The sequence below is a fragment of the Kitasatospora sp. NPDC091207 genome, from assembly GCF_044768625.1.
In the GTDB taxonomy this organism is placed as follows: domain Bacteria; phylum Actinomycetota; class Actinomycetes; order Streptomycetales; family Streptomycetaceae; genus Kitasatospora.
Genome location: NZ_JBIVVS010000001.1, coordinates 996,984 through 1,007,008, shown reverse-complemented (window position 1 = coordinate 1,007,008; position 10,025 = coordinate 996,984). Strand labels below are relative to the sequence as shown.

The following is a 10,025-nucleotide window of genomic DNA, read 5'->3' as shown; positions in this document are numbered from 1 at the left end:
CTCGACATCTCGAAGCGTGGAGAACGGCCGCCTCCGCCGTCCCGGGAAGAACCGCAGATCAGCAGGTCGGGTGACGTGCGAGGTTAAACGAAAAGCTCAGGAGCCGGCGCTGAACAGCCACTCCGCCTTGAGTTCGGCGTAGCCCGGCTTGATCACGTCGTTGATCATCGCCAGCCGCTCGTCGAACGGCAGGAACGCCGACTTCATCGCGTTCACGGTGAACCACTCCATGTCGCCCAGCGTGTAGCCGAACGCCTCCACCAGGTGCCCGAACTCACGGCTCATGCTGGTGCCGCTCATCAGCCGGTTGTCGGTGTTCACCGTCACCCGGAACTTCAGCCGGCTGAGCAGCCCGATCGGGTGCTCGGCGTACGACGTGGCCGCCGCGGTCTGGAGGTTGGAGGTCGGGCACATCTCCAGCGGGACGCGCTTGTCGCGCACGTACGCGGCGAGGCGGCCCAGCTCGACGCTGCCGTCCTCGTTCACCGTGATGTCGTCGACGATCCGCACGCCGTGGCCGAGCCGGTCGGCGCCGCAGCACTGCAGGGCCTCCCAGATCGACGGCAGACCGAAGGCCTCGCCCGCGTGGATGGTGAAGTGGTTGTTCTCGCCCTTGAGGTAGTCGAAGGCGGCCTGGTGGCGGGTGGGGGGGTAGCCCGCCTCGGCGCCGGCGATGTCGAAGCCGACGACGCCCGCGTCGCGGTGACGGTTGGCCAGCTCGGCGATCTCCTGCGAACGGGCGGCGTGGCGCATCGCGGTGATCAGGGTGCCGATCCGGATCCGGTGGCCGGCCGCGCGGGCGTTCGCCTCACCGAGGCGGAAGCCCTCCTGGACGGCCTCGACGACCTCGTCCAGGGTGAGGCCGGCCTCCAGGTGCTGCTCCGGGGCGTAGCGGACCTCGGCGTACACGACACCGTCGGCGGCCAGGTCCTCGGCGCAGTCCGCGGCGACCTTGATCAGGGCCTCACGGGTCTGCATCACGGCGCAGGTGTGCGCGAAGGTCTCCAGGTAGCGGACCAGCGACCCGGAGTCGGCGGCCTCGCGGAACCACTCGCCCAGTTCCTTCGGGTCGGTGGTGGGGAGGCCCTCGTAGCCGACCGCCGCGGCCAGCTCGACGATGGTCTCGGGCCGCAGCCCGCCGTCGAGGTGGTCGTGCAGGAGCACCTTCGGGGCGCGGGCGATCTGCTCGGGGGTGGGGATCCGGGGGCCGGTGCCCGCGGTGGTGACAGGGATCTGGTTCTCCATTGCGGGAGTGTAGCTCCTACGCGCGTAGACAGGCCACACCCGCGCGGCCGGTTCGGCCAATGTGCACCCGGAATTCCACCGAAGGGCCGAGCGCACCGCCCCGGCGCGGGTCGCGCGCCGTCAGTCGTGCCCCGACAACCGCCCCGGCGCGGGTCGCGCGCCGTCAGTCGTGCTGCAACAACCGCCCCCGCCGCGCCAGCACGAAGTCCCGGAACGCCGCCACCGGCGGGGTCGGCGGCCGGCCCGCCGCCCAGGCCAGGCCGATCGCCCGCCGGGTGCGCGGCGCCGTCACCTCCAGCTCGACCACCCCCGGCCGGGGCACCAGCGCCGGCGGCAGCAGCGCCACGCCCAGCCCGGCCGCGACCAGACCGCGCAGCGTCTCCGCGTCCTCCCCCTCGAAGGCGATCCGCGGCACGAAGCCGGCCTCCGCGCAGAAACCGTCGGTGATCGCGCGCAGCCCGTAGCCGCGCTCCAGCCCGACGAACGGCTCCCGGTCCACCTCGGCCAGCCGGATCCGGCGCCGCCCGGCCAGCCGGTGGTCGGCCGGCACCACCAGGTGCAGCCGTTGCTCGTCCAACGTGCGGGCCACCAGCGCCGGGTCGTCCGGCACCGGCGAGACCAGGCAGAGGTCCAGCTCCCCGGCCAGCAGCCGCTCCAGCATCGCGCCGACGTAGTCCTGCGCCAGCTGGAACCGCACCTGCGGGTGCGCCGCCCGGAACCCGCGCAGCAGCGCCGGCACCGCGTCCGTCCCCATCGTGTGCAGGAACCCGAACACCACCCGCCCGGCCGCCGGGTCCGCCTCCGCGCGGGCCGCCTCCGCGCCGCGCTCGACCTCGGCCAGCGCCCGCTCCACCGAGGCCAGCAGCAGCCGGCCGGCCCTGGTCAGCCGGACCGTCCGGCCCTGACGCGCCAGCAGGTCCACCCCCAGCTCCGTCTCCAGCCGGGCCACCGCCCGGGACAGCGTCGGCTGCGGCATGCCCAGCAGCGCCGCCGCCCGGGTCATGTGCTCCAGCCGGGCCACCGCCGCGAACTGTGCCAACCGCGGTGCCAGTTGGACGGCCGGCAGCTCCGGCCCCAGCTCGGCCGGCCGGTGCGGGCGCTCGACCTCGTCCGTGCTGTCCGCCACTCCCACGCCACCCTCATCGCCGCTACCTGCGCTCATACCCTGACGCATCGATTGTCCCGCAATCATGCATTGGACGCATCAGCGCGGCCGCCCCTAACGTCGACGTCATGCAGCCCGCCAGTACCGGGGCATCCGCGACCCTGCCGGATGCCCTCACCCAGCCGTCCCCGCTCGCCACCGACGACGCCCGTCACCGCCCCGGGCAACGCGCCTTCCGCCGCGCCAACCTGGCCCTCTTCGCCGCCGGTATCGCGACCTTCGTCCTCCTCTACTCCACCCAGGGCCTGCTGCCGGTCCTCTCGGCCGACCTCGACCTCACTCCCGGCCAGGCCAGCTGGACGGCCTCCGCCGCGACCCTCGGCCTCGCCCTCGCCCTGCTCCCGGCCAGCGCCCTCTCCGACCGGTACGGGCGCACCGCGGTGATGACGGCCTCCGTGCTCGCCGCCTCCGCCCTCGCGCTGGCCCTGCCGTTCGCCCCGGACCTCACCACCCTGGTCGTGCTGCGCGTCCTCCAGGGCGCCGCCCTCGCCGGGCTGCCCGCCACCGCGATGGCGTACCTCGCCGAAGAGGTCCACCCCAGCGCGCTGGCCTCCGCGATGGGCCTGTACGTGGCCGGCAACAGCATCGGCGGCATGGGCGGCCGGCTGATCTCCGGCTGGACGGCCGCCGGCTTCGGCTGGCGCTGGGGCCTGGCCGCCTCCGCCGCCCTCGCCCTGCTGGCCGCGCTCGCCTTCCGGCTGCTGATCCCGGCCGCCCGCCACTTCACGCCCACCCCGGTGGACGCCCGCGCGCTGGCCCGCACCGTCGGCCGCCACCTGCGCAACCCGCTGCTGGTCCGGCTGTACGCGCTCGGACTGCTCTTCATGGCCGTGTTCGGCGCCGTCTACAACACCGTCGGCTACCGCCTGATCGCCGCACCGTTCCACCTGCCGGAGTCGGTGGCCGCCTCGATCTTCGTGGTCTACCTGGTCGGCACCGGCACCTCGGCCGCCGCCGGGCGCCTCTCCGGCCGCCTCGGCCGGCGCGGCGCGCTGTACGTGTCCATCGGGGTGACGGCGGCCGGCCTGCTGCTGTCGCTCGCCGACTCGCTGCTCTGCGCCCTGCTCGGCCTGGTCCTGATCACCGCCGGCTTCTTCGCCGGCCACGCCACCGCGTCCTCGGCCGTCGGCCGCACCGCCACCGAGGGCCGCGCCCAGGCCTCCGCGCTCTACCTGATCGCCTACTACCTGGGCAACAGCCTCGGCGGCACGATCGGCGCCGACGCCTACCACTCCACCGGCTGGCCCGGCGCGGCCGCCGTCGGCCTCACCGCGATGACCCTCGCCGCCGGCGTCACCCTCTACGCCACCCGCCGCGCCCTCGCCACCCGCCGCGCCGACAACGGACTGCCGGGCAGACTTTCCGCCCGGTAGACTTTCCCCATGGCCGATCTCAAGCGCCGTCGTCGCCCCCACCTGGTGTCCACACCTGTGCGAAAGAAGGGCGTGGTCACCATCCCGCAGGAGATAAGAGAACAGCTCGATCTTCAGGAGGGTGACCAGTTGGTCGTCGCGGTGGAGGACGGGCGGATCGTCCTCACCCCCGCCTCCGTCATCCCGGACGACCAGGCCTGGTTCTGGAGCCCGGCCTGGCAGGCCCGCGAAGCAGAGGTCGACGAGGCTCTCGCCGACGGCGAACGCGGCGAGGTGTTCCAGGACGGCGACGAGTTCCTGCAGTCGCTCGCGAACGAGGCCGGGCTGGACCTGGGGGAGATCAAGCGCCGTGCCGACGTATGAGTCACTGGCCCATTTCCTGCGCGACTGGAAGGGCCTGAGCGCGGCCCAAAAAGCGGCGTTCCTTGTCGCGGTCGCCCAGTTCGTCACCGACCTGCGAGCCGGCCAGGGCTTTCGGCGGGGGCTCCGGGTGAAGAGGATGCAGGGTCATCCGGACATCTGGGAGCTGACCTGGGCGCCGGACGGCCGGGCGACCTTCGGCTACGGCGAGCCCGTCCAGGACGGGGAGCCGCACATCGTCTGGCGGCGGATCGGCACGCACGAGATCTTCCACCGCCCCTGAGCGGCCCGCGAGCCCGCGCTTCTCCCGGCGGATACCTGACGCAGGGTGTCAGGTATCCGCCGTAGCTTTCCTCTCGTCCGGCCCGCTCGACCAGAGGAACCGACCATGGCCACCTTCGTTCTCGTCCCCGGCATGCTGCACGGCGCCTGGTGGTACCGGCCGCTCACCGACGGGCTCCGCGCCGCCGGCCACGAGGTGTACCCGCTGACGCTGACCGGGGTCTCCGAGCGCGGCCACCTGAACAACGGCGCGGTCAACCTGGACACGCACATCCAGGACGTGCTGGCCACCCTGGAGGCCGAGCGGCTCACCGACGTGGTGCTGGTCGGGCACAGCTACGGCGGGATGGTCCTCTCCGGGGTCGCCGACCGGGCGCCCGAGCGGATCGCCGCGCTGGTGTACGCGGACGCCTTCGTGCCGCGCGACGGCGAGTCGGCGTACCGGATCGTCAACGACGTCTGGAAGCAGCGCTACCTGGCGGGCGCGGCGGCGGGCGGCGGCACCACCGTGGTCGGCTCGAACCCCGCCCTCGACCCGCGCGCCAGCGTCCACCCGACGGCCAGCCTGTTCCAGCCGGTCGCCCTCACCGGCGCGGGCGAGGCCGTCACCCGCCGCGTCTACATCCACGCCGAACGCTTCGAGGACAGCCCGCTGCTGGAGACCTACGACCGCCTGCGCGACGACCCGGCCTGGACGGTGCACGCGCTCCCGGTCGGCCACGACCTGATCCACGAGGCCCCGGAGGAGTTCCTGAAGATCGCGCTCACCGCGGCGGAGTGAGGGAGGGCCCGGCTGTCGGCGGGCGTCGCTACACTCCGAACCATGAGCATCGATCCTGCCGTGTACGCCCGATTGCGCGAGATCGCCGATCAGCTGCCGCAGATCCCCGGAATAGGGAAGGTCGAGATCGCCGACGGCGAGATCGTCATGATGATGTCGCCGGTCATGCGGCACGAGCTCGCCGTTCTGCGCATCGCCCGACAGCTCAATGCCCAGGTGTCGAACACGCACCCCGGCCACATCGCCTACCACGGAGCCGACCTGGAGGACGTCGGGCTCGGCCGCCTGCGCAATCCGGATCTGATGATCTTCCCCGAGGCCCTGCTGGAGAGCGAGCAGTCGGCGGTGCTCCCGCACGATGTGCTGCTCGTCGTGGAGATCGTCTCCAAGTCGAACCCCGAGAACGACTACCGCGACAAAGTCCGCGACTACTCGGCGATGGGGATTCCGTTCTATCTGATCATCGATCCGCGCACGGGGACCGGCATCGTGCACTCTGAACCCGGCTACGACTCCCGCGAGAAGTTCGCCTTCGGTGACACGATCACGGTCGGTCCCTGGACCCTCGACACCAGTGGTCTGCTCACGTACGCCTGACTCGGCGCACGTGAGCAGACCTCAGGCCGTCACGCGATGCGGTCCAGCACGATCGGGTTCGGGGTGAACGCGGTGCCCGCCGGGGCGACCTCGATGCCGCCGGCCAGCGCCTCGATCGCGTAGTCGAAGCGCTCGGGGGTGTCGGTGTGCAGGGTCAGCAGCGGCTGGCCGGCCACCACGGTGTCACCGGGCTTGGCGTGCATCTCGATGCCGGCGCCCGCCTGCACCGGGTCCTCCTTGCGGGCCCGGCCGGCGCCCAGGCGCCAGGCGCTGACACCGATCGCGTACGCGTCCAGCGCGGTGAGCACGCCCGAGGCCGGGGCGGGGATGACGTGCTGCTCGCGGGCGACCGGCAGCGGGGCGTCGACGTCGCCGCCCTGGGCGGAGATCATGCGGCGCCAGTGGTCCATCGCGGAGCCGTCGCGCAGCGCGTCGGCCGGGTCCTTGCCGTGCACGCCGGCCGCGGCGAGCATCTCGCGGGCCAGCGCGAGGGTCAGCTCGACGACGTCGGCCGGGCCGCCGCCGGCCAGCACCTCGACCGACTCGCGGACCTCCAGCGCGTTGCCCGCGGTGAGGCCGAGCGGGGTGGACATGTCGGTCAGCAGCGCGACGGTGTTCACACCGGCCGTGGTGCCCAGGCCGACCATGGTGCGGGCCAGCTCGCGGGCGTCGTCCAGGTTCTTCATGAAGGCGCCGGAGCCGACCTTCACGTCCAGGACGAGGGCGCCGGTGCCCTCGGCGATCTTCTTGGACATGATCGAGGAGGCGATCAGCGGGATCGCCTCGACCGTGCCCGTGACGTCGCGCAGGGCGTACAGCTTCTTGTCGGCGGGGGCCAGGCCGTCGCCGGCGGCACAGATCACGGCGCCGGCGTCGTGCAGCACCTTCATCATCTCGTCGTTGGAGAGCAGGGCGCGCCAGCCGGGGATGGACTCCAGCTTGTCCAGGGTGCCGCCGGTGTGGCCGAGGCCGCGCCCGGAGAGCTGCGGGACGGAGGCGCCGCAGGCGGCGACCAGCGGGGCGAGCGGCAGGGTGATCTTGTCGCCGACGCCACCGGTGGAGTGCTTGTCGCTGGTGGGCTGCGCGAGCGAGGAGAAGTCCATCCGGACGCCGGAGCGGATCATCGCGTCGGTCCAGCGGCTGATCTCGCGCGGCTTCATGCCGTTCAGCAGGATCGCCATGGCGAGGGCGGACATCTGCTCGTCGGCGACATCGCCGCGGGTGTAGGCGTCGATGACCCAGTCGATCTGAGCGTCGCTCAGCTCTCCGCGGTCGCGCTTGGTCCTGATGACGGAGATGGCGTCCATGGCTGCTCCAAGAGGGGTTCAAAATGCGAAGAGTGTCGCGAGCTGGCCGGATTGCGGCCCCACTCGCGACACTCTACGCGCGTAACAGAAACAAAGACTAGAGCCGCTCCGGCCCGAACGCGTCGGGGAGGACCTCGCTCATCGGCTTCACGCCGGACGGCAGCTCGACCAGCAGTTCCGGCCCGCCGTGCTCGTAGAGCAGCTGGCGGCAGCGCCCGCACGGCATCAGCAGACCGCCGTCCCCGTCCACACAGGTGAACGCGGTCAGCCGGCCGCCGCCGGTGGCGTGCAGCGTGGAGACCAGGCCGCACTCGGCGCAGAGCGCGAGCCCGTACGAGGCGTTCTCCACGTTGCAGCCGGTGACCACCCGGCCGTCGTCGACCAGCGCGGCCGCGCCGACCGGGAACTTGCTGTACGGGGCGTAGGCGTGGGTCATCGCCTCCCGCGCGGCGGCGCGCAGCGCCTCCCAGTCGACCTCCACCGCGGGGGCCGTCACTTGCCCTGGCCCTTGCGGTAGATCTGGCCGTCGGCCTTCGGCGGCCGCAGCCGCTGCGAGGCCAGCGAGAGCACCACCAGGGTGATCACGTACGGCGTCGCGACGATCAGCGGACGCTGCACCTCCTCGGTGGTGGCGTACCAGGTCGCCAGACCGCCGGCCACCACGAAGGTGATCAGCGCGGCCGGGATCTTGCGGCGGTAGAGGTTCCAGAGCGCCAGCAGGAACATCGCGATGGCGACCACCAGGATCAGCACGTGCACCGACTCCGGGTCACGCAGCTGGAGGCTGTCGGTGAAGCCGAACAGACCGGCACCCATGGCGAGGCCGCCCGGCATCCAGTTGCCGAAGATCATCGCCGCGAGGCCGATGAAGCCCCGGCCGTTGGTCTGGCCGTCCTTGTAGAAGTGCGCCGCGACCAGCGAGAGGTACGCGCCACCGAGGCCCGCGAAGGCACCGGAGGTGACGACCGCGTAGTACTTGTACTTGTAGACGTTGACGCCCAGCGACTCGGCCGCGGTCGGGTTCTCACCGCAGGAGCGCAACCGCAGGCCGAACACCGTGCGCCACAGGGCGAAGTAGCTGACCACGATCAGCGCGCCGGCCAGCAGCACGACCACCGAGATGTTGGTGACCAGGCCGCCGAGCACACCGGCGACGTCGGAGACCAGGAACCAGTGGTGGAGCTCGATGTCCTTCAGCCCGGAGGAGAGCCCGGGGATGGTGATGTACGGCAGCGGATCGGCCGGCGGGGACTGGTTCGCGCCGGCACCGACGGAGATGTAGTCCTTGTAGTAGATCCGGTTGACGTATGCGCAGATGCCGGGGATCAGCAGGTTGACGCCGACACCGGAGACGATGTGGTCGACGCCGAAGGTCACCGTGATGACGGCGTGCAGCAGACCGCCCAGCGCACCGCCGAGCATGCCGGCCACCAGGCCGAACCAGGGGCTGACCAGGTACCCGCCCCAGGCGCCGGCGAAGGTGCCGGCGACCATCATGCCTTCGAGGCCGATGTTGACCACGCCGGCCCGCTCGGACCAGAGACCGCCCAGACCGGCCATGCCGATCGGCACGGCGGCGCTGAGCGCGGCGGTGACCTGACCGGAGGAGGTCAGCGAGTGGTTGCCGGTGGCCATGCCCACGGCGGAGAAGAGGACCAGGGCGCCCGCGATCAGCAGCAGCACCACGGGCCAGGACATCTTGCGCTTCTTGGCGGGAGCGCCCGGCGCCTTCGCGCGGGCGGCGGTGGCCGTACTCATGCGGACACCTCCTTCTTCTCGTTGGCGGCCGCGGCCTGGGCGGCCAGCTCGGCGCCGACCTTCTGCTGCTGGCGCTTGAGGCCGTAGCGGCGCACCAGCTCGTAGGCGACGACGACGCAGATGACGATGGTGCCCTGCATGACCGGCACGATCTCGAACGGGAAGCCGCCCTGGAGCGGCAACTGCGAGCCGGTGGCGTCCAGGAAGGCGAACAGCACGGCCGCGAAGGCCATGCCGATCGGGCTGTTGCGCCCCAGCAGGGCGACGGAGATGCCGAGGAAGCCGAGGCCGCCCTGGAAGCTCTGACCGAAGTTGTACGAGTTCTGCAGCAGCTCGGGCATGCCGATCAGGCCGGCCAGCGCGCCGGAGACCACCATCGAGGTGACGACCATGCGCTTGACGTTCACACCGGACGCGGTCGCGGCGGTCTCCGAGCGGCCGGTGGCGCGCAGGTCGAAGCCGAAGCGGGTCCGGGTCAGGGTGAACTGGAAGGCCACGCCGACCAGGATCGCGATGAAGAGGAAGCCGTAGAGCGGGCCGCCGTCGGTGTTGATCGCGAAGAAGTGGCTGGACTCCGAGACCGGCGAGGTCTGGATGGAGTTGCTGGTGGAGCTCTTCTCCGGCGCGAAGATGCCGGGGACGAGCAGCAGACCGACGATGGCGACCGCGATCGCGTTCAGCATGATGGTCGAGATGACCTCGCTGACGCCGCGGAAGACCTTCAGCAGACCGGCGATGCTGGCGTAGAGGCCACCGACCAGCATGGCGGTGATCAGCAGCAGCGGGATCTGGATGAACGACGGCAGGTCGAGCTTGCTGCCGACGAAGGCCGCGAACAGTGCCGCGACCTTGTACTGGCCCTCGACACCGATGTTGAAGAGGTTCATCCGGAAGCCGAAGGCGGCGGCCGCGGCGGCCAGGTAGTACGTGGTGGACCGGTTGAGGATGGCCACCTGGCCGTCCGACTTGGTGGCGTACGTGATCATCACGTTCCACGCGTCGAACGGGTTCTTGCCGGAGGTCGCCAGCAGCACCGAGCAGATCGCGACGGAGAGCAGGACGGCGAGCACCGGTGCGGCGAGGGCGAGCACGATCTTCTCGCCGTCGAACCGCTTCACCGGGCTGGGCTTGGCGGCGGGGGTGGGACTGGTCATGTG

General features: G+C 71.6%; 11 protein-coding genes. 5 read left to right on the top strand and 6 right to left on the bottom strand.

All coding sequences use genetic code 11. The features are described from left to right. Positions 1–96: 96 nt before the first annotated feature. Together ACIQTO_RS04575 and ACIQTO_RS04570 are read right to left on the bottom strand one after the other, a co-directional pair. Entirely contained in the window at positions 97–1,245 is a 1,149-nt protein-coding gene (locus ACIQTO_RS04575; RefSeq protein ID WP_402382661.1) for an adenosine deaminase, read from the bottom strand. Between the two features lie 163 nt (positions 1,246–1,408). Next, positions 1,409–2,323 (bottom strand): LysR family transcriptional regulator, encoded by a 915-nt coding sequence (locus ACIQTO_RS04570; RefSeq protein ID WP_402382778.1) that lies wholly within the window; start codon positions 2,321–2,323, stop codon positions 1,409–1,411. A gap of 155 nt (positions 2,324–2,478) precedes the next feature. Between ACIQTO_RS04570 and ACIQTO_RS04565 the strand changes: the two genes are divergently transcribed. From ACIQTO_RS04565 to ACIQTO_RS04545, 5 genes are all read left to right on the top strand, one after another. Continuing rightward, positions 2,479–3,783 (top strand): MFS transporter, encoded by a 1,305-nt coding sequence (locus ACIQTO_RS04565; protein ID WP_402382658.1) that lies wholly within the window; start codon positions 2,479–2,481, stop codon positions 3,781–3,783. A 9-nt stretch (positions 3,784–3,792) separates the two neighbouring features. Next, entirely contained in the window at positions 3,793–4,146 is a 354-nt protein-coding gene (locus ACIQTO_RS04560) for an AbrB/MazE/SpoVT family DNA-binding domain-containing protein (RefSeq protein ID WP_402382656.1), read from the top strand. Further along, on the top strand, positions 4,133–4,426 hold the full coding sequence (locus ACIQTO_RS04555) for a hypothetical protein (protein WP_402382653.1): 294 nt from the start codon (positions 4,133–4,135) through the stop codon (positions 4,424–4,426). Before ACIQTO_RS04560 ends, ACIQTO_RS04555 begins: the two co-directional genes overlap by 14 nt. 105 nt (positions 4,427–4,531) lie before the next feature. Beyond that, positions 4,532–5,206 carry an alpha/beta fold hydrolase gene (locus ACIQTO_RS04550; RefSeq protein WP_402382650.1) on the top strand — a complete coding sequence of 225 codons (675 nt, stop codon included), beginning with the start codon at positions 4,532–4,534 and terminating at the stop codon, positions 5,204–5,206. A gap of 42 nt (positions 5,207–5,248) precedes the next feature. Then, positions 5,249–5,803 carry a Uma2 family endonuclease gene (locus ACIQTO_RS04545; protein WP_402382647.1) on the top strand — a complete coding sequence of 185 codons (555 nt, stop codon included), beginning with the start codon at positions 5,249–5,251 and terminating at the stop codon, positions 5,801–5,803. A 29-nt stretch (positions 5,804–5,832) separates the two neighbouring features. Here ACIQTO_RS04545 and ACIQTO_RS04540 read toward each other — a convergent pair whose 3' ends face one another. The 4 genes from ACIQTO_RS04540 to ACIQTO_RS04525 form a co-directional block, all read right to left on the bottom strand. Beyond that, on the bottom strand, positions 5,833–7,110 hold the full coding sequence (locus tag ACIQTO_RS04540; protein WP_402382644.1) for a thymidine phosphorylase: 1,278 nt from the start codon (positions 7,108–7,110) through the stop codon (positions 5,833–5,835). A 97-nt stretch (positions 7,111–7,207) separates the two neighbouring features. Continuing rightward, positions 7,208–7,606 (bottom strand): cytidine deaminase, encoded by a 399-nt coding sequence (locus ACIQTO_RS04535; RefSeq protein WP_402382641.1) that lies wholly within the window; start codon positions 7,604–7,606, stop codon positions 7,208–7,210. Beyond that, a complete protein-coding gene (locus tag ACIQTO_RS04530; protein ID WP_402382638.1) occupies positions 7,603–8,868 on the bottom strand; it encodes an ABC transporter permease in 1,266 nt (421 codons plus the stop codon). The genes ACIQTO_RS04535 and ACIQTO_RS04530 overlap by 4 nt, the downstream gene beginning before the upstream one ends. Further along, the gene (locus ACIQTO_RS04525) at positions 8,865–10,022 is read right to left on the bottom strand and encodes an ABC transporter permease (protein ID WP_402382635.1); all 1,158 of its coding nucleotides are present in this window, start codon (positions 10,020–10,022) and stop codon (positions 8,865–8,867) included. The genes ACIQTO_RS04530 and ACIQTO_RS04525 overlap by 4 nt, the downstream gene beginning before the upstream one ends. Between the last annotated feature and the right edge of the window lie 3 nt (positions 10,023–10,025).